Annotated in this window: 15 protein-coding genes; 1 reads left to right on the forward strand and 14 read right to left on the reverse strand. The window is 34.7% G+C overall.

What is annotated here, in order from left to right; all coding sequences use genetic code 11:
• Window positions 1-6: 6 nt before the first annotated feature.
• On the forward strand, window positions 7-384 hold the full coding sequence (locus ACNQGD_RS03010; RefSeq protein ID WP_417998240.1) for a hypothetical protein: 378 nt from the start codon (window positions 7-9) through the stop codon (window positions 382-384).
• 152 nt (window positions 385-536) lie between these two features.
• Here ACNQGD_RS03010 and ACNQGD_RS03015 read toward each other — a convergent pair whose 3' ends face one another.
• The 14 genes from ACNQGD_RS03015 to ACNQGD_RS03080 all read right to left on the reverse strand — a co-directional run bounded on the left by ACNQGD_RS03015 (window position 537) and on the right by ACNQGD_RS03080 (window position 20,736).
• The gene (locus ACNQGD_RS03015; RefSeq protein WP_417998241.1) at window positions 537-2,753 is read right to left on the reverse strand and encodes a TonB-dependent siderophore receptor; all 2,217 of its coding nucleotides are present in this window, start codon (window positions 2,751-2,753) and stop codon (window positions 537-539) included.
• Between the two features lie 459 nt (window positions 2,754-3,212).
• Window positions 3,213-4,214 carry an FAD:protein FMN transferase gene (locus ACNQGD_RS03020; protein ID WP_417998242.1) on the reverse strand — a complete coding sequence of 334 codons (1,002 nt, stop codon included), beginning with the start codon at window positions 4,212-4,214 and terminating at the stop codon, window positions 3,213-3,215.
• 242 nt (window positions 4,215-4,456) lie between these two features.
• A complete protein-coding gene (locus ACNQGD_RS03025) occupies window positions 4,457-6,652 on the reverse strand; it encodes a PepSY domain-containing protein (RefSeq protein ID WP_417998243.1) in 2,196 nt (731 codons plus the stop codon).
• Between the two features lie 150 nt (window positions 6,653-6,802).
• The gene (locus ACNQGD_RS03030; protein ID WP_417998244.1) at window positions 6,803-7,285 is read right to left on the reverse strand and encodes a DUF2271 domain-containing protein; all 483 of its coding nucleotides are present in this window, start codon (window positions 7,283-7,285) and stop codon (window positions 6,803-6,805) included.
• Window positions 7,286-7,373: 88 nt separating this feature from the next.
• Window positions 7,374-8,879: an ankyrin repeat domain-containing protein gene (locus tag ACNQGD_RS03035; RefSeq protein WP_417998245.1), complete on the reverse strand. Its 1,506-nt coding sequence runs from the start codon at window positions 8,877-8,879 to the stop codon at window positions 7,374-7,376.
• Window positions 8,880-9,141: 262 nt separating this feature from the next.
• Window positions 9,142-10,290 (reverse strand): PepSY-associated TM helix domain-containing protein, encoded by a 1,149-nt coding sequence (locus tag ACNQGD_RS03040; RefSeq protein WP_417998246.1) that lies wholly within the window; start codon window positions 10,288-10,290, stop codon window positions 9,142-9,144.
• Window positions 10,291-10,351: 61 nt separating this feature from the next.
• Complete coding sequence (locus tag ACNQGD_RS03045) at window positions 10,352-12,499, reverse strand: TonB-dependent siderophore receptor (protein WP_417998247.1); 2,148 nt, start codon at window positions 12,497-12,499, stop codon at window positions 10,352-10,354.
• A gap of 190 nt (window positions 12,500-12,689) precedes the next feature.
• On the reverse strand, window positions 12,690-13,169 hold the full coding sequence (locus tag ACNQGD_RS03050; protein WP_417998248.1) for a DUF6265 family protein: 480 nt from the start codon (window positions 13,167-13,169) through the stop codon (window positions 12,690-12,692).
• Between the two features lie 170 nt (window positions 13,170-13,339).
• Window positions 13,340-15,640: a DNA topoisomerase 3 gene (locus tag ACNQGD_RS03055; RefSeq protein ID WP_417998249.1), complete on the reverse strand. Its 2,301-nt coding sequence runs from the start codon at window positions 15,638-15,640 to the stop codon at window positions 13,340-13,342.
• Between the two features lie 342 nt (window positions 15,641-15,982).
• Complete coding sequence (locus tag ACNQGD_RS03060) at window positions 15,983-16,567, reverse strand: fasciclin domain-containing protein (protein WP_417996691.1); 585 nt, start codon at window positions 16,565-16,567, stop codon at window positions 15,983-15,985.
• A 243-nt stretch (window positions 16,568-16,810) separates the two neighbouring features.
• Window positions 16,811-17,239 (reverse strand): hypothetical protein, encoded by a 429-nt coding sequence (locus ACNQGD_RS03065; protein ID WP_417998250.1) that lies wholly within the window; start codon window positions 17,237-17,239, stop codon window positions 16,811-16,813.
• Between the two features lie 221 nt (window positions 17,240-17,460).
• Window positions 17,461-18,543, reverse strand: a complete 1,083-nt coding sequence (locus ACNQGD_RS03070; RefSeq protein WP_417998251.1) for an L-dopachrome tautomerase-related protein — start codon at window positions 18,541-18,543, stop codon at window positions 17,461-17,463.
• A gap of 319 nt (window positions 18,544-18,862) precedes the next feature.
• Complete coding sequence (locus tag ACNQGD_RS03075; RefSeq protein WP_417998252.1) at window positions 18,863-19,723, reverse strand: AbiJ-NTD4 domain-containing protein; 861 nt, start codon at window positions 19,721-19,723, stop codon at window positions 18,863-18,865.
• 332 nt (window positions 19,724-20,055) lie between these two features.
• Complete coding sequence (locus tag ACNQGD_RS03080) at window positions 20,056-20,736, reverse strand: hypothetical protein (protein WP_417998253.1); 681 nt, start codon at window positions 20,734-20,736, stop codon at window positions 20,056-20,058.
• Between the last annotated feature and the right edge of the window lie 254 nt (window positions 20,737-20,990).

Here is a 20,990-nt window from a genome sequence, read left to right on the forward strand (position 1 = left end):
GTAGAAATGAAAAAAATATTTAGCCCAGCGTATAGAGAACATTACTTTGAAGGATATTCAATGGGTTTAAATCCATTTCTGGAATTTAATTCTGCCAAAAGTAATGAAGCTTTTATTACTGGATTTGATTCTGGACGGTCAGATTATGAACGGATGAACGGATGCATTAGTGATGGAATTCCACAATGTATTGTCACTAATAAAATTCTGGAAGATTTTCTGATGGCGGGTTTACTGGCCTTGAGTATCGATACCGAAGGCTATACTTCATATCAGATGAATTTGATCGCAAAATGGTATCAAAGTGGTGTAGAAAAACACGAGCCAAATCAAAGTATTGCTCTTTTTGATTTACTTGAAAAGAACGGCATTCAAATAAATTAAGATTTTTTCCAAATAGCGAAAACCAAAAATCCGTGCGAACACGGACTTTTTTTATGATTTTTAGTTTCTTAAAACAAAAAAAACTTTTTCTGCTTTTCAAAAAAAATGATTGGCAGAAAAAGTTTTCGATAAAATAAAACTAAACTTAAGTTTTAGAATTTATATTTTAAACTTGTTAATATTTGACGCGGAGCGATTGGATTGATACTGTAGTTTTCGTGTACCGTATAATTCAACTCATTTGTAATGTTTGACAACCTACATAAGATTGATATTTTTTTCCAAGTATAACCCGCAGATACATCAATAGTAGTATAACCACTCATAGGAATTTCTCTGTCATTGATTGTTTGAACTCCAGTAGTAGGATTTATTACAACTAGATTGTTCCAACCTCCAAGACGGTCACCAATATAATTCCCGATTGCTCCAAAAGAAACCCCTTTTAATGCTCCGGCTGGCAAGGTATAGAAAAAGCTTAAATTAGCAGTATTGGCTGGAGTTCTCACTACACGATCTCCTTCTATAGTACTTCCGTTTAATCCTGATGTTTTCGTATAGCGCATATCGTTGTAGCTATAACCTGCAATGATGTTTAACCCTTCCATTGGTCTGGCTGTAATATCGATTTCGATACCTTTACTTCTAGTTTCTCCATTCAAGACTTTTATAGTTGTGTCAGTATTGTTTGAGCCATCAGCCTTAAATTCGGCAGTTTGTGCCAAATTGCTATTCGTAATTTGGTATGCAGTAATATTTGTACTCAAAATACCTCTCCAGAAATCTTTTTTAATTCCAGCTTCATACTGATCTATTATAGAGGGTTTTATTGGTTGTAAATCAACAGTTGTTCCGGTATTTGGTGTAAATGAGTTAGAGTAGCTTGCAAACAAAGACATCTCTTTTGTTGGTTGATACACTAATCCAAATTTTGGAGAGAATGCCTCGTCCTTACGGATTGGAGCTTGTTTAGTCAAGCTATTATTGATTACTTCTGCTTCTTGCCAAGACCAACGAATACCTGCCAAAAGCTTAATTTTTTCTGTAAAAGAAATCAAATCTTGTGCATAAACCCCAAAACGATTTGTATCAGTACTTACTATTCGGCTAAGGGTAGCGTTTGGTTCATCTGTTCGCTGTGTTGCTGGGTCAAAAGTAAAGATATTTACAGTATCATAAGTGGCAGGACTAAAGGCAAAAGTATACGCTTGTGCAAAAGAGTTTTCAAAATCGACACCAGTAAATAATTGATGTTTTATTTTTCCGGTATTGAAGTTTCCTTGTATGCTTAATTGATCTCCAAAAATTTGCTCTGTACCTTTATTCTGTCCTAATGGTCTATTGAAGTTTCCATAAGGATTCGCTGTAGGGGAAATCACAATACGTTCTGTAGCTTTTGATTCTCTGTCGTAATTTTGAAAAGAAGCATTGAAGTTTAATTTCCAGTTGTCATTAAAACTGTGATTAAGTAATGCTGAAGCACTTGCTGATTTTGTTTCTCCATTTGACCAAAGTGCACCATAATAGTTACTGCGAGGTACCTCTACAATTTCTTTTCCAATTACTCCAGTTCCAAAATCTGGTGTCCAATTGCTTTTCAAGTAATCTCCTTGTACCGTAATTTGAGTTTTATCACTTACATTAAAAAGGAAAGAAGGGTTGATGTATAAACGTTCGTTTTTTACAACATCTCTAAAGCTTTCTGCATTTTCGTATGAACCTGTAAAACGATATGCAATATGTTTATTTAATGGTCCGTAAAAATCAACTGATGGTTTGTAGTAAGCAAAACTCCCTGCTTGCATAGAAATTTCTCCACCACTCGTGAAAGAAGGTGTTTTGGTAACTAGATTTAAAATTCCTCCTGGTGCAACATTTCCAAATAATAAAGCCGCACTACCTTTTAGGAATTCTACTTTATCTAAAGAGGAAACTTCAGGCATTGATCCTCCATTATAACGAAAACCATTTTTAAACATATTGTTGGCAGACATGTCATAACCTCTTGAGTAAAAGGATTCTTGAGCCCCACCACGTGCGGAACTTACATAGACACCATTTGCATTCTTCAGTACTTCGCTTAAACGAATACTTTGTTGTTGCGCTATAATTTCAGCTCCAATAACTTGTACACTTTGTGGAGTATCCATTGGTTTTAAACCTGATCTCAATGCAGAAACTGGCTTTTTATCTTTATTGACTGTAATAATAACTTCTTTAAGCAGTCCGCCTTTTTTGTTTTTTATAGTGTCAACCTCTGAAAAAGTAGTTTCATTATAATTTTTAGTTTCAGAAGCATTTGCTGATTCTTGTGCGAAACACGATAGACTAAATAAAAGTGTTAATGTTGGAAGGAAAATATATTTCATAATTGTTTATTTGGAATAATTAAAAATAACGATGCAAATATAAAACTGAAGTATGGATTTGCAAAACTTATTTAGATTAAATATTAATAAAAATTAAAAATTTATTTAACTATTTGTTTTTTAATGTTTTATGTTTTTTAAAAGCATTTTTTTTAGTAGATAATTCCCTTTTTTTGACCTTTTTTGGGTTAATATTGGTTTTTTGAGCCTATTAATAATTTGATTTTATCTCCTAAAGTTGTTCGAAGATCTTTTATGTTAAATTTTGTTAAAGGAATAATGCAAATGGCACCGCTTTGAGATAACTTTTTGAGAGTTTAGATTTAAAAAAGCAGCATAGATTTTCAAGAGAAATCCTTGATTTGCATAATTCGTGTCAAAATAGAGTAATGCAAGTAATCATTCAGCACCACAAATACGAAGTTTGTCTTTGCGGTAACCGTCGTTAATTTTTGAATATTAAAGCTTGGTCTTAAATTTCTTGATTCGGAAGTTTTTTGATTTCAATACTTTTCCATCATCCGTAATCATGACGGAGCTATAATCAGGGTATTTGTTGAGCAAAAGCAGTCCTGCTGTTTTTCCTAAAACCATTAACGAAGTACTCAAACCATTTGCCGTTTCTGCATTAGGCCCAAAAACGGTCACACTGCATAAACCCGTAGCAGGATAACCCGTTGCTGGATTAATGATATGCGAATAGCGTTTGCCATTAAAAACAACAAATTTTTCATAGCTGCCCGATGTCGTTACCGCATCTTGTTGTAATGGTACAACCGCTAAAAGTTTTTCAGGATGAAAAGGATTCGTAATGCCAATATTCCAAGGGTTTCCATTAGGCTGTTTTCCCCAAGTGCTCATGTCTCCTGAGCCGTTTATAATCCCGGCTTTAATCCCTTTTGCAAGCATCATATCCCGGCATTTATCGGTGGCATATCCTTCTCCTAATGCGCCAAATCCAATTTTCATCCCTTTTAGTTTCAGAAAAATGGTGGATTGAACGCTATCCAAGATTATATTTTTATACCCCACTTTTTCAACCGATTTCTGAATGGCTTCCGCCGAAGGTATAGCCGTCATGGAACCGTCAAATTTCCAAATTTTATCCATTGCAGCAAAACTGATGTCAAAACCGCCATGGGTCACTTCAGAAAACCGAATCGCTCTTTGCGTTAATTCAAAAACTTCTCTATCCACTTTCACTGGCCGAATGCCCGCATTTTGGTTCACTTCTGATACCTGCGAGTCCGGTTTCCAGTCGGATATCAAATTTTCTATTCGTGTGATTTCTGCAATAACGGCATCTATATTTTGTTCTGCCGATAATGAATCCTTTGCTACAATGGTGATGTCAAATCGACCACCCATAAGTAAGGTGGTTCTTTTTCGCAGTGTTTGTGCAATACTTCCTTGACTCACAAAAAGTATCGTAATTAATAAAAAGAAGTATTTTCTAGACATAAAATTCAGTATTAAAATAATTTGGGCGTGACCCTCCGTCTCGTCCCAAAAGACGAGACTTCAGGTCGTGCTATACGTTCCCGCTTTTTTATGAGTGGCTGAAAAAGCCACTCCTAAAAAGAGCTCCACTGCCATCACTCACGCGGAGCAATAACCAATCCATATATAAAAATGATGTTATTTTTATCCAGTTTCGGCTCCCTCTCCTTTGGAGAGTCCTGAAGTTTCGGGATGGAAAGGACTTAATAACAATCCGTCAGGACTTGTCCATTAGTTTTATAGTCTGCAATACGCATCGTTGTTCTTTCAATGCATAATTCATCAAGTGCAAATTCTACGTCCTTTTGCATGGCAAGCGAACCGCAAATCATTATAACACCTCCTTGTGACAGTAAATCCATAAAAAAACCAGCATCTCGTTTGATTAGATCCATTACATAGTGATGGTTTGCTTCGCGAGATAAAGCCACATGAAAACTTTTAAGATGATGCTTCTGAATCATTTCGGCAGCAAATTTCTCATACCCTAAAACAGTTTCCGTTGCTTTTCGAAAACCACAATACAAATGAATGGCTGTCTTTTTCTTATTTTGTTCCATCATTCCCAGAAAGGGAGCAATACCGGTTCCATTTGAAATTAGCGCCACTTCAGATGCTTTTTTCGGGAAGTGAAAAGCAGCGTTCTTGAGGATTCGTGCTTTTATAACAGAACCCGGTTCAACAGCATATAAATATCCTGAACCCAAACCAGAAGGATGCAGTTTTACTACTAATTGAATGTTACCGTTATGATTTCCGATAGAATAGAAGCGTTCTCGGGTATCATTTGCAGGATAAATAGCCAAGAGATCACCCGACGTAAATTTAGCGCTCCTTCCAGCCTGTAAAGTGAGTAAAAAAGTATGTTCCGTATCAGAAATGGCAGTTTTATCCAATACCATCAGTTTTTGCAACCCTTTTGGAACATGATTGTATAGGGATGGAGTAGCCGAAAGAGGAATTCCTGTTTTGGCACGCCATAATTTTATCCAACCTACAAATTCTTCAACCGATTTATCATTTACAGTTTGTAATTCTAAAAAGTGCTCCGCCCAATCCTGTTTTGCCAATAAGACATCAATGTCATGCGCAAAACCACAAAAATCAGGATAGGCCTTTGAACCAAAACCAACCACCGAAACATTAATTTTTTGCTTTTGTTTGGTTTTGTTGACCAGTGCTATAAATTTGCTCGCATTAGAAGGAGGGTCGCCCAATCCGTGGGTTGAAGTAAATACGATAAGATGCTCTGCTTTTGGATAAACCGAATAATTATTCAACTCGGTAAGGAAAACTTTTTTTCCGCTGGCAAGCAATTGTTTCTGAATGGCATTGGCAAAAAGTAGCGTACTTCCATTTTCAGAACCTACCAGTAAAATGTATGTACTGTCCTCGGGTTTGTATTTGTTTTGAATGCGGCTCGATCTTCGTTTCAAAGTCATGGCAAAACCCGAGTAGATAAAAAACAAAATGTTCAAACTCGTTATTGCTAAAATGATCGCCCAAAAAATACTTGCTCTCCCAGTATGCAAATCAAGACTCCAGTCCGATACTAAAGTTTGCAACGGAAAAGGGGTTTCACGTACAATAGCACCAGAAATTTGGTTGACTTCTATTTCTCGGTCTTTTAATGTAATGCTATAATATTCTTCGGGATCCTCCGAAAAAGGGAATTCAACTTTTTGAACATCAACAAGAAGTGTATTCTTAAAAACGGGAGTAGTCTCTTTTTTTGAAACAGGCGTAGTTGCGGCTATTTCAGTTTTTTCTTCTGAATCCGTTTTTTCGAGGAAAAAATTAAACTTTTCCAAGGTTAAATAGGTTCCCGAGAGTGCGATGATCAGAATCGGAATCAGCGATAATCGTCCTAAAAAAACATGGTAATATTGGGCAAAATTTTCTTTTACAATTTTAGAAAATAAACTGCGTAGACTTTTTTGGCGCTTGAGTATCAAAGCAAAACCCGAAATAGAAATCAATACTAACAAAAAGGAAATAAAACCAACAAAAAAACGCCCCGTTTCTTTAAGGAATAAAGAACGATGGAGCGCTGTTGTCCATTGGATAAACTCACTTTTTTTGATGGGTTTTCCTAGTATTTTTCCAGTTCTTGGATCAATATAAGCGTTGACATCATTGTCTTCCTGATCGATACCCTGCAGCGTCACAAATTGATTGTGGTCAACACTCAATTCCGTTATTTCAGGATAGGCTTTTTTTAATACAGGTAAAGTTTCTCCAAGTGTTATTTTATTGAAATTTTCTACTTTGAATGGCGGTGTTTTCTCTTGTATGGCATCGACTGCGAGTATGACACCAGTTACGGATGCCAGTACTAAAAATGCTGCAGAAAATACAGCCAAAGCCAAGTGTGAGTAACGCCAAAAAGAAAGAGTCATTGATTGTAATAGTATTTTTTAAATAATAAGTTTCTTAAATAATTAACACGAATTCTACAAATTTGGACTGATTTTTTGTTGGCATTCTAGGCTTTAAAACCTGTGAAATTTCAATGTAAATTTGTGGAATCAGTGTTGGAATTTTAATATTTAAATTTTGTTCAATCTTACGTAACGAATATAACCTTTACCTTCTGTTTTTGCTGCAATTCCCTCGGTTGTGAGCGGAATTTCTAAATCAGCAGTGTAATATTTATGATCTTCTACTGCCGTTTCAAATCGCAATTTAAATCCTTTATTGATTTTAGCGTCTTCAATTTCTATTGTTGTAATACTGCGGTCACCTCCAGTTACAGAAGCTCCAGTTTTAGCACTGATGTTTTCTGGTTTTTTAGAGTAGAATTTGTGCCATTCTTTCAGGGTTTTGTACCATTTTTTATCGTCACCCATTACATATAGCGTTTTGACATATTCGCCTTTAGCATTTACTACTGAAACGACAATATAAGCGCCTTCTCCCATGTAGTTTGACATTTGGAGCATGCATTTATATTTACTGGTTTGTGCGGAAATTTGAAAAGAGAAAAGGCAAAGTAATACAGCTGTCAAGCCTATTTTTAGTATTGATTTCATATGTAGATAATATTTATTTTTTAAAGGAATATGGTATCGCCATTCTTCATTATTGTTTGTGATTTTGTATCATGGCGATTTCATACTATTATTTTAAAAATTCTAAGGATACGTTGTTTTTTATTAAAGACTCATTTTCCTTTGCCAAGGCGTATACGCTTTCGTCAAAATCAGTGGTGATTTCTTTTTTGGCACCAATAGAGATCAGGTATTTTAAGATAGTATCGTCTTTAGAAATCATAGCGGCTTTGTGCAATGCTGTTAAACCATCTTTGTTTTTTGCGTTTACATCGACGTTTAAATCGGTGATTTTCTTTAGCAAAGTCATATCGTTTTTTGTGATAGCAAAGTGATAAAGGGTGCTTCCGTCTTTTTGAGGAGTGACTACGTTTAATCCTTTATCTTGAAGCAATTTTATTTTTGTGTCAAAAGGATCTTGTTTTGGTCCATTTGACGCTTCCGGTCCACGACCCATTGGTCTGTAGGATTGTATTAGGTAGTATCCCAGATTGTTTCCGTCTTTATCTAAAACATTTACAGCAGCGCCTTTATTCAAAAGAAGTGCAACTGCTTCAGGAGTTCCTGACTTCACCGCCATCGTTAATGCTGATTCTCCTTTGCTGTTTTGCAGATTGTTGTTTTTTACAATTGGCAATAACAGTTCTAGTGCGGTTATTTCTCTGGACGCAGCAGCAACCATTAATGCAGTATTTCCGTCGTTATCGGCTTTGTTGGCATCTACTCCTTTAGCTAAAAAGTAATTGATGATTTCGGTCTGGTTGGATTTGCCTGCAAGAAAATGAAGTACTGTCTCACCTGTTTTGCTGGTTACTGTTGGTTTTATTTTTAATTCCTCTACCAAGTATTTATAGGTTTCAATAGTGTTTGCGTCTCTACGCGAACCTTGTGCAGCAATAATTAGTGCATTGTCAGTGTATTTTACTCCTTTTTCTAACAGTGTTTTTAAAAGGGTAACATTTCCAGTTCTGGCCGCATAATTAAAGGCAGTATTGCCATCATTATCCATGTCCTTAAGCGATAGTCCTTTAGTAACAAAATAGGTAGTAAGTGTCAGGTTTTTGTCCGACGGTATCGCCATAAGCAACAGGTTTATACCGTCTTTGTATTTTTTCTTAGGGTCTATTCCGGCTTTAAAAAGAGCCTCATATACAGCGGTATTGTTTTGCCCGTTGTTGGCTGCAAAAGTAATTGGGGTATACCCTTGACTATCTTCTAGGGTAATGTCTGATCCTCTGGCTATAAGATATTCTACGATTGCTGCATTTCCTTTATTAGCGGCCCAATGTAAATAAATACGATTGTCGTGAGTAGATTTAGTGACTTCATTTCCGGGTTGTTCCAATAAGAATTTTATTGTAGCCTCAGGCGCATCATTATTAATAGCCATAACGGTTACATCAAAAGCATTTGGAGTTGAAGCGGATGGGCTGTTCCCTTTTGCTATTTCTGCTTTAACTGCGTTTACATCGGGTGCTGTTTTCCAAAAAGACTGCTCCAACAGTGTATTTTTTTGCTGTGCATTCACAAATAAGGTAGCAATTAAGGCAAAAGAAATAAAAAGATTCTTTTTCATAAATTTTTTATCAAGGTTCTTATAAATAGTAGCGGTTTGTTTATTTGATTCAGTTATTTAGAATAAATAAGAATAACACAAATGTAAAAATAAATAATATATTATCAATCATTATTTATTTTATTAAACAGAAATTTTTACTGTTTTTTATGCTGGTCTGTACTATTCTGTTTCAGAAAATCAATCAAAATTTTCAATTATCTTATTTAGATATAAAAATAATGGAAAGGTTTAAAGCCGGTGCATAAATTTTTAATTTAATTTATTCCGAAGCTGTTGTTGTGTTTTTCTTTTTTCTATTTCGTCCCCACCAAATGTAGCATCCTGATATTGGCAGACTTGCAATGAGTAAACTAAATAAGCAGGCAAATATTTTTCCGGGGAAACCTAATACGGCTCCCGTGTGAATATCATAATTCATTTTCATGAGGTTATCAGCAATTTTATCCGCTGTTTTTCTGCCCCAAATATGGGAAACACTCATTTCTTTCAAGCTGTATTGATCAAAATACCGATAATCAATTTTCCAATATGTTCCTTTGTCGCTATTTGCATTTGCAGCTATCGGTGATGCATTCGTTTCAGGCGGATGAATTTCAATAGATTTAGCTAGAGGGTATTCTTTTTGCATTTGAAGCCAAACAGCATCTAATGGTTTTACGATTGTAGGTGCAGTTTTCTGGTTTTTTATCGAAAGCGGTTCTTCGTATACTAATGATTTTTCACCACCGGACACTTTATAATACGAATATGCAAACCATTGAAATCCCCATACTAATCCTGTAGTGGCGAAAATAATTCCTATTATTAGAATATAAAAGCCGGTAATATTATGTAGATCATAATTTTTTCTTTTCCACTTTGTTCCTTTTTTCCATTTGAACCAAAAGCGTTGTTTTGCCGCGCTTTTATTCTTTGGATACCAAAGAATTAATCCAGAAATCAGCATTATCAGAAATACTATTGTCGCTGATCCCACAACTGTTTGTCCAATTTCATGCGGCAACCAAAGATAGAAATGTCCGTCAAGTATAAAAGGAAAAAAACCTTCCTCATTATTGATTGTTTTCAGTACTTTTCCGGTATAAGGATTCAGGTAAGTAGTATAATGATAACTGGGTTCGTAATGAAAAAAGATAGCTTCAACAGCATTATTTTTTTCATTGTATTTGATGGCGTGAAGCACTTTATTTGGAACTTCTTTTCGGGCGATGATTTCCAGCTGAGATGGAGGCAGAAAGGGTTTATTTTGCGTTTCCACAAAACGATATTCTTCTGTGATGTTCTGTATTTCCTCCTGGAAGGCATACAAACATCCTGTTATGGCGATTATAAAAATAATTAAACCAGAGGACAAACCAAGCCAAAGATGGATTTTTAGAATTGCTTTTTTGAAGTTATTATTTTTCATGTATAAAGGATAAAACTCCCCACCGAAATGAAGTGTTTAGTTAAAAAAACAAATACAAAACTTAAAATTTATAGGTTAAACCGGCCGTTACACTTCTCAAACGCTGAGGTGTTACGGTTGACCAACCGGAATAATATTTTTCGTTTAAAGCATTATTCAATTTCAATGAGATATTAAATTTATCACTCGAATACGACAAAGCCGAATTTAAAACGGTATAACTTGGTAAGGCAAATGTTCCGATATTCGCTCTGTTTAAAGTTTTGTATTCACTGGCATAGTTTCCACCAAATCCTATTCCGAAACCTTTCAGTTTTCCGGAAGTCAGCGTATAATTAGCCCAAAAATTGACTAAGGTTTCCGGTCCTGCTTCTTCGGGTCTTAATCCTAAATAACCATCTCCGGGATTGTCTTTTGTTACTTCGCTTTTATTGTTACTGAATCCGGCGATAATATTAAATCCTTTCATTGGATTGGCTGTAAAACTAACCTCAACACCTTTACTGTTTACCTCACCGCCTTGAATGGAGTTGTTGATATTATTAGGATCAGTCATTATTCTATTTTTTACATCAATGTTGTAATAACTAACAGATGCCGAAATAATATCCTTGTATAAGTTTGTTTTGAACCCAATTTCATATTGATTGGCTTGCTCCGGGTCAAAAGATTCCATCCTGGGATTAGAACCATCTACTTCAGAAACTTCTCTTGGAGTTACATTTACAAAACCATTCATGTAATTTGAAAACACAGAAACTTTATTCTTAACCAGCATATAAACCAGACCAAATTTTGGAGAAACGGCTGCTTGACTGTTTTCTTCGGTTGCCGTTGTAGATTTGAAGTTATCAATTCTTAAACTTACCATGGCAGATAATTTATCGGTAATATTCAACACATTCGAAGCGTACGCACTGATTACTTCAACTTCAGCAGTTGAATTTCCTTCAAACGAACCTACTAAAAGGTTATCAACTCCAGCTTGGGTCAAATCTCCGGTATCAGATCCATCGATTAAGGAAACAATTCCGTTTCCAACCCAACCTGTACTTCCGTTTATAATATTTGATTTATAATAATCGATACCAGCAACTAATCGGTTTCTCAAACTTCCAATTTTAAAGTCTCCAATGAAATTCTGCTGAATATCAGTAGCTAGAGTTTCTCCATTTCTTTTAGAAATGTATCTTGAAAAATCATTTCCGTTTGACGCGTCAAATAAATACGAATAATAGCCACTGGTTTTACTGTTGCTTCGCGATAATACCGTTTGGGAAGTCCATTGATCTGACAACTTGTAAAACATTTGCGCTTGTAAACTATAGGTTGGATTGCTGATTGATAATTCGTTTGAAGTAAATGATTTTTTATAATTCCTTTCGAATAATTCCATTGAATCAAAGGACAGAGCAGAATTTCTATTCATGAAAAGCATGGGTGCATTTGAAGAATTTCTGTTAGTGAATTCTGTATTTATTAAAAACGAAAGTTTATCATTTACTTTATAATTCAATGAGGGCGCAAAGAAAAATGATTTACCGTAACCTGCGTCTTGAAACGAATTTTCTTTTTGGTATGCAGTATTTATTCGTACAGAAACATCTGAATTTAAAGGTAAGTTTACATCGGCCGTAATTCGGTCCAATCCGTATGATCCTGAAATATAGCTTATTTCACCTCCAAATGTTGAATAGGGCTTTTTAGTCACCGTGTTTATTAAACCTCCGTAAGAAATTAAACTGCTTCCAAATAATGTTCCCGATGGCCCTTTTATTACTTCAATGTTATCAACATTTGCCGGGTCGATACTTCCATTATTGATGCCGGGAAGTCCATTTATCATGGTTGGCTGAACTGCAAACCCTCTCATAGAAAAATATTCTCCACCATCACCGCCACGTCCTGTTGATTCCCAAAGACGCGTTATACCAGTAGCGTTTTTTAAAGCATCATTAAAATTAGTCACCACTTGCTCTTTCAATAATTCGCTGGTAACGGTATTGTAAACTTGAGGATTTTCAATATTATTTAAAGGCATTTTAGAAACCGTAGTGCTCTTTTCTCTTTTGTACTTGTATTTATTGGTGTTAATAATAACTTCTTTCAGCGATTTTACAGAATCTTTTTCTTGCTCTTTTTTTTCTTGAGCACCAGCTGTTATGCTAATTAATAAAACGGACAGGCAAAATGTATTTGTAAATTTCATTTATTTAGATTAATTAAAAATAATATTGCAAATATAACTGCCCTTTTTGTTTTAACAAAACTTATTTAGATTAATTAAAAATAATAACACACATTAATTTTTAGCTATTTGAAATTCAGTATTTTAAAGGCATAAAAAAACCTTGCTTTTTTTAAAGCAAGGTTTTGATAATAACTAAAATGTTAAAATTTTAGTTGATTTTTTTCATTGAAAACTGTTCGGAGCTTGGTTTTCCTTGTTGGATTCCTGTAATTTTAGCCGCCAAATTTTCAGGAGTAATTTGGGTATAACTGATTTTTTGAGGATAGTCGTGTTTTGGATTTTCAAAAACCAATTGTTTATCAGTCGCAGTTGTTAATTTAAAAGAAACCAGTTTGTCATTGTTTTGTCCTTTTACGGCTGCATTATAAGTCAATTCTTCTCCTTTTTGTTGTAATGTTATGGTTTCAAAATGCAAGGTATCTTTTTCTTTTATAAAATAAGATTCTGCTTGAAAGGTGCTGTCATTTACTTTTTTCCAAATTTCGGAAAGATTGCCATCAGCTGATTTGTTTTCCCAATTCCCCAAAAGCCAACTTGCCGCTTTGATTTTTTCATTTTTATTAGAATCATAATTTTTGCAGGAAACAATGACTAATAAAAGCAGTATAAGAGTCGTTTTTTGAAACATCGGTATAGATATTAAGTTTTAATTTGAATAAGCTAAAGTATGAAAAAATAGAATAGTGTGCCTTTTTTTAGATTGAAGATTAATGATTTTTGATTTAGTTTTGATAAATAGTATGATTGTCGATTTTATGAGGTATGTCATATCAAAAATCGTTAATCGTTAATCAGAAATTAGCAATTATTTCCGCCTTCTTTCAAAATAGTATGAACCAATTCTTTGGTGGGTTTTTGATCTTTTAATTTCGCTCTGACCACATCAAAAGTCACCTTAAAATCACATCCCAATTTATAATTGCTGCAACCATAAGCAGTTTTCCCCTTAAGAACCGTTCCTTTTTGACATTTCGGACAGGCTAATGCATCCAGTATTGCTTTCACCTCCGTTTTCTTAGGTTCTAATTTGAGTTTAAAATTTTCATCAAAGCGGAGCAAACCTTCCACAGCGCCAGCATCAGTTTTAAAGTCTTTTAAATTTACGGTAGATCCTTTTTGAAGCAATCGCAGGTATTGGTTCTCGGATATTTTTTTCTCCGCAAAAGTGTACGGCAATAGAAACGTACAACCCGCTTTATAATCGCTGCAGCCATAAGAAGATTTTCCTTTGATGAGTGTCGCTTTTTTGCATTTTGGACAGGCTTCCGCCAAAATTCCTGCTGCTTTCTTTTTCTCAACTTTAGCTACTTCTTTTTGAATATTTCCTGCATGCGAGATATTGGCGCGCCTAGTTTCACTTCGCACTTCATACACCAAAACTTCGATCATGCGTTTCATATTGTTAATAAACGCAGCGGCGGTAAAGGTTCCTTTTTCAATATCTTTTAATTGCTTTTCCCAGGAACCCGTAAGTTCTGCCGACTTGACCAAATCATTTTGAATAGTGTCAATCAGCTGAATTCCGGTGGACGTTGGCAATACTTGTTTTTTGTTCCGAACGATGTATTGGCGTCTAAAAAGCGTTTCAATAATGTTGGCTCGCGTAGAGGGACGTCCGATCCCATTTTCTTTCATCAATTCTCGTAAATCTTCGTCGTCTACCTGTTTGCCCGCGGTTTCCATGGCGCGCAATAAGGTGGCTTCCGTAAACTGATTGGGTGGTTTGGTTTCCTTTTCTAAAAACGAAGGTTCGTGTGGTCCTTTTTCACCAACAACAAAACGTGGCAATATATCGGCTTCTTTTTCTTTGACGTTAGGATCTTCAAAAACTACGCGAAATCCTTTTTTCAGGATCTCCTTTCCAGTGGTTTTGAAAGCGACATCGGCTGCTTTTCCAATTACTGTGGTATTGGCTACCAAACAATCGTCATAAAACACCGCAATAAAACGCTTTGTAATAATATCATACACTTGTTGCTGATTGTATTGCAAATTGGATTGTATCCCTGTTGGAATAATCGCATGGTGATCGGTAACTTTTTTATCGTTAAAAACTTTGGGTGATTTTTTAATCTTTTTTTCTAAAAGTGGTTGGGTCAAAGCGGCATAATTCGTCAATTTTTGCAGAATGCCGGGAACTTTAGGATAGATGTCGTTTGGTAAAAATGTGGTGTCAACTCTAGGGTAGGTAACTACTTTTTGTTCGTATAAAGTCTGAACAATTTTAAGCGTTTCATCCGCCGTAAACCCAAACTTAGTATTGCAATACACTTGCAATCCCGTTAAATCAAAAAGTTTTGGAGCAAACTCATTGCCATTCTTTTTTTCGACAGAAACAATTTCGAACTCACTTTCTTTGACTTTATTGGCCAAAAGCTCGCCATCTTCCTTTTTCAAAAAACGTCCTTCCTCATAGCTGAAAAGCGTTTCTCTATATAAAGTTTGCAACTCCCAGTACGGCTGCGGTTTAAAATTCTCGATTTCCTTGAATCGGTCGACAACCATGGCCAAGGTTGGGGTTTGCACCCTTCCAATGGACAATACTTGTTTGTATCCACCATGTTTTACGGTGTACAAACGGGTAGCATTCATACCAAGTAACCAGTCGCCAATGGCTCTTGAAAAGCCTGCGTAGTATAAATTATCGTAGTTTGCGGACGGTTTTAAGTTCTCAAAACCTTCTTTGATGGCTTCGGTGGTTAAGGATGAAATCCACAAGCGTTGTACCTCGCCTTTGTACTTGGCTTCGTTCATGACCCAGCGCTGTATGAGTTCTCCTTCTTGTCCCGCATCCCCGCAATTAATGACTAACTCCGCTTTGTCAAATAGACTTTTTATGATTTTGAATTGCTTTTGAATACCCGAATTTTCCACCACTTTGGTTTCGAATTTGTCGGGAAGCATGGGCAGGTTGTTCAAATCCCAACTTTTCCAGTGCGGTTTGTAATCGTTCGGTTCTTTTAAGGTGCATAAATGCCCAAAAGTGTAGGTTACGGCATAACCATTACCTTCGTAATACCCATCTCGCTTGGTATTGGCTCCCAAAACGGATGCGATTTCGCGTGCTACACTTGGTTTCTCGGCAATACAGACCTTCATTTTCTCCTTCTAATTTAAGGGCGCAAATTAGGAATTTAGAACTTGGTATTAAAAAAAAATCGGTAGGAGTTATGAACGGATAGGAGTGAGGCTTTACAAGGAACGAAGCAATCACATCCCAGTTTGTGTATTGTTTTAGTTGGTCATTGTTGAAAACAGTTTATTAAATTGCGCTGACGATTGTATATAACATAGCAGTCGGGTTAAAAAAAAATATTGAACTCTAAAGTACGTTAAAGGCGATATTGTGTTGCAAAAAATGTAGCTGTTATTTGTTGGTTACAACCCATAAAAAAAACCGTTACAAAATTGCAACGGTTTCTGAATTAATGAATTAAAACCTTATTTTGGCATAACAACAGTATCAATTGCATGAATTACTCCGTTTGAAGCCGCCACATCAGCAAGAACAACAGTTGAAGTTCCTCCTTTAGCGTCGGTCAACATCACTTTTCCGTCTTTCAAGCTTAATACAATAGTACCACCTTGAACAGTTGTAACGGTATATTTTCCGTTATTTTTGTTTATTGCATCAATTACTGCAGCAGCATCAAATTTTCCTGCTACAACATGATACGTCAATACTGCTTTCAGTTTGTCTAAACTTTCTGGTTTTAGCAAACTATCAACAGTTCCTGCCGGAAGTTTTGCAAATGCGGCGTTGTTTGGAGCAAAAACCGTAAAAGGGCCCGCGCCACTTAACGTTTCTACTAACCCTGCTGCTTTTACAGCAGTAACTAATGTGGAAAAATCTGCATTTCCTGCCGCTACATCTACAATAGTTGATGGCTCCATTGCAACTACAGTATCCATGGCTACTGCAGTAGAATCAGCCATTTCTGTAGATTCTGCTTGTTTTTTCTCTCCACAAGAAGTTGTTATAACTCCTAATAATACGAATGCACTAATTGTTTTTACTAATTTCATAGTCAATGTTTTATGATTAAAAAATATTATAATTCAAATATACACATTAAAAACTATTGTTTAAACTTTTTAACAATTAATTAAACAAAAAATAAAGTATAGCGTTATTAGTAACAATGGAGACTTTTTTTTATGAATCTGGAGTGCTGCAACTCATTTTTTGAAATTATCTAGAGATCAAATAAAAAAATACAATTGGCAGTCGTCGCAAACGAATGCTAGTAGGGGATTGGTAATGTGTATTTATATTTTAAAAAAATCCAGTCTTTGCACCCAAGGAATTTCGGACTCTACAAATGTAAGTTTGGTCTTGATGATGCGGTCACTTTTATCTCTGGGATTTTTAATAATAAATCTCGCCTTGGAATTGTTGAAATCCAATGTGTATTTTGCATCAAAATCTTCTTGTTTGTTCGAAGAAAAAGTAATGACGTTGTCTTTCGCAGTCCATTTTCCTTTTCCGTATTTATTTACTTCAGGTGGGAATCCGTTTTTGATTTTAGAATACGAATGAAATACGAATGTGCCATCATGGCGTAAGATCAATTTATATTCAATAAAATGATCGCCTTCTTTGCTAAAGTTGCGATTGTAATCACCAATAAATGCATTCGATTGCGCGAATATAGTCAGGTTGAATATTAAAATTAAGGTGGTAAGTAGTAATTTCATCAGTTTGGTTTTTTAATGTTTTTATAACTTTCTGACTTGTTTTAACTGCCCTCGTTCATGGGCACAGAATGCAATTCTGCCTTTGCTTTGTATTAGATAAAAAAAATGGATACGAAAAACCAAACCCATTTATATCATAGATTGAAACTATAAACGATTGTTTCAAATCAGTAAACTTTGTATCCATAACAAATGCTGGATTTGGTTAGAAACTTTTTTTACTATTTGGCTAATTTGATTTTGTTTAAAGTAAAATTCAAATTTGAAATATCAGCTGTAACCTCATTTATTCTTGAGTTTGTAAAATACAAGTAGTTGTTATATATACTAAATGTATCTGCCCATTTTATTTTATCGCCTTCTACCAAAGTGTGAATACTGCCATCTGGTTTTCGATACTGGATTTTATTATTTTCTAAATCGGCAAAATATAAATTGCCGTTGTCGTCAAATAGCATGCCGTCCGGTGCGGCAGTTTTTGCCTCAAATCGAACGCTTTCTTCCATGCTTTTTTCATCTTCAGGGTTAAGCATATTTGTTGCAATTGAATAGAGGCTGTATCCTGTAAGGGCATGAAAATAAAGTCGGTCGTTTACAGTGTCTAAGGCTATTCCATCAGAATGAATGGTGTTTTTCCATTTTTTGTCTCCAAAGGTTAAAAAGTTTTGTTCGGCAGCTGTTGATTTGTGGTTGTCTAAAACTCTTCTGAAACGACCTGATTTAATGTCTATGATGACAATACCAGAGTTTCCTGAGTCAGTAAGATAGATTTTTTGAGTTTTTTTATCTATCCTAAGATCGTTGATATAAGAATCAGCGTGGTAGCTGTTTTTATCTAAAATATAGGTTTTAACTAATTTATCAGTTCTTAGATCAAAAACAAAAAGACGAGGCGCATCCAGTACATTTTCGAATAATTGGCTTCTGGTATCTAAAACATACAATTGGTTTTCAAAGGCAACTACTGATTGCACTCCAACAAATTTGTTGGCCACAACTGGCTGTCCAATCTCCCAAGAATTCCAATTTTCATCCGGATAACTTTTTTGAATGGTAGTATTTGTTATTTCCACGACGGAATTATCAACTCCTTTTCTCCATCTCGGAAAGTTTACAAAAACACGCCCGGCATCAGTAAGTGTGACTCCGGTAACTTGTTGCCCCTTGAACGCAGCAACTTCTATCACTTGATTTGCTGTGCTGTCAACTTGTTGATTTTTTACTTCGACGGTTTTTTTGCTAGTTGTTTCTTTACAAGAAACAAAGAATGTAACTATTGAAAATATAATAAGGATCTTTTTCATTTTAGATGGTTTTATTTGTGGGACGATTGCATTGAGTCATTGCGTGGGACGAAGCAATGCCACAAAGTTAGACTATTATTTTAGTTGATTCTCGTTGTGGGCACAGTTTGCAAAAACTGCGCTAACGATTGTGGATATCCGAGCGATTGGGTTAGTGCTTTTTTGCTGCCTGAGTTTATTTGTGAGCGATTGGGATAAGTCATTGCGAGGAACAAAGCAATCTCATCCAGTTGGTCTATTATTTTACATGCTCATTGTTGTGGACACAGTTTGCAAAACTGCGCTAAAGATTGTGGATATCCGAGCGATCGGGTAGCCATTATGTGACTTTTATTCCTGCTTTTTCTGTTTTTGCAATTAAATAATTTATAAAGGCACTACTTGAAACTAACATAAATAAAGCATCTTCAAATGCACAATCAGGATGATCCATTAAACTATGTCTTATTCCTCCGCTATCACTAGTGTAGCCATATAATTGTTTAAAACCTTTTTCTAATGATGGATGAATTTTTAGTTTACCTTTAATTTTATCTAAAGCACCACCAAGACTATCTTTATTATTATTTGAAATTATTTTCGAAATCGATTCAACAGCTGATATCGATTCTTTAATGGAATTTCTGTAATCTGGATTAGTTTTATTTGACAACATTTCTAAAGCTTTTTGCAAATGAATATTTGAACCAACATATGAAGTATATTGATGTGTTTTCTCAATTGCAGTTTCAATTTGCATAATCTCGATCTCATTTGTAATTGGGGCAATTTGATTGTCAACTATTCTATAAGCAGAAAATTCACTTTCGAATGTGTTATTACATGAGTCTATAAAAACATCAAATTCAATGTTTAAATCATTTTCATCAAAGCTTATAATAAATTCAATAAAATCATATACTTCATACCATTTGAAGTCAAAAAAATATTTTTTTAATCTTTCAATTATTTCCCTTTTTTGAATTGGTAATGCGTCAAGTGGATATTTAAAAAAATCATGATAAATAGTTTTTGAAAAAGTTCTGAAAGTTGTTTCTTCATTTCTACCATTATCGTCCAATTGGTCAAAAATAAAGATTGTTATAATGTTCCATAATCTAATACGTAGCTCTAAATCGATATCTTCAATTTGAATTTCTTTTTTTTCTGGTTTTTGTCCAATTCTTTGTGAAAATCTCATTTTATATGTGTCATTTTTGATGGTTACTGCTAACTAATATATAGTAATGACGTTTATCATATATATTGACCCAAAATTGTGTCGCTTTGTCTAATAAACGTCAGTGTTAATTTGTTTTAAAATATATAAATTTATTCCGAAAATACTTATAAAAATGTAGTAAGTTAAACCTCATTGTTAAACCTTACTATTTCTGTATCAGTGATTTTTCGGAAAACCTTAATCGCTATATTTTTAGCACAAATGTTTTAGCCCAGATAATAATAGAAAGCCTATAAGCAGAAGCCTGCTTTTTTATATTGATTATAAAACGATCAAAAGAATCCCTGTTATTAGTTATAGTTCTTTAAATCATCCAATGTAGAATCAATTAGTATAGGGATTTTGCCATTTTGAATTTCCGTGTAATTTACTTCTTGCCCATTATATAGGTCAACTGCAATACAATATTCTGGATTGACGTAAAAATCTTTTGAGTGATGTTTATCTAAGTATCTATAAAGGATATCGGTAAACATTCCCAATTCACTTTTTGGAAAACCTTTTAATTGTGCTACAAACCAAATCCCTCCTATTTCTTCACTATTATTGCTGGGAAACGTGAAAATATGACATGGTTTTGCTTCAATTGGAAGGCCTTTAATATCAAGTATCGCTTGATACTTTTGTTGTGTTAGAAAAGTCAAATTAACATTTGGTTTTAAATGCTGAAAATCGTAATCCTTAAAATTACTTATAATGTCAATGTTTCTTTGAAATTGGTCTTTTATTCGGTTAATTTCTGAAAATTTAATTTTATCTCGTAAAAAAGTAATTTTTTCATCCAATAAATTTGCATTGTCAAATTTGAAAGTATTTCTAACTGCACTTAAGCAACTAATCCAATAATCACCACCGTCAGAATTATCATCTGACTTAATTTTCTCTTTTTTAAGATTATTCACGAATGTAATCTTCGTTCGGTTATTTTTTTCTCGAAATTTAATCAGATTTTTTACGGTTAATTTTTTCATAGTTTTGTGAAATTTGTTGATTTTATAGTTATTTGTGTTTAAGAATAAAGTAAGTTCTTTATTGTGATTTTAGATATTTTCAAAACTAACTCCTTTTGATTCAGGGATTTTACGGAAAACCGTAAACGCTATCTTTTTAACAAAAATGCCCTAGCCCTGATAGTAGCGGCATCCTTTTCCTGGTCTCGTTTTTTCTAACGAGACCAGAAAAAGATACAGCGAATAGCAGGAAATAGCTCCTCATTGCCATACAA

It is taken from the genome of Flavobacterium glucosi (assembly GCF_048286535.1).
GTDB lineage: Bacteria > Bacteroidota > Bacteroidia > Flavobacteriales > Flavobacteriaceae > Flavobacterium.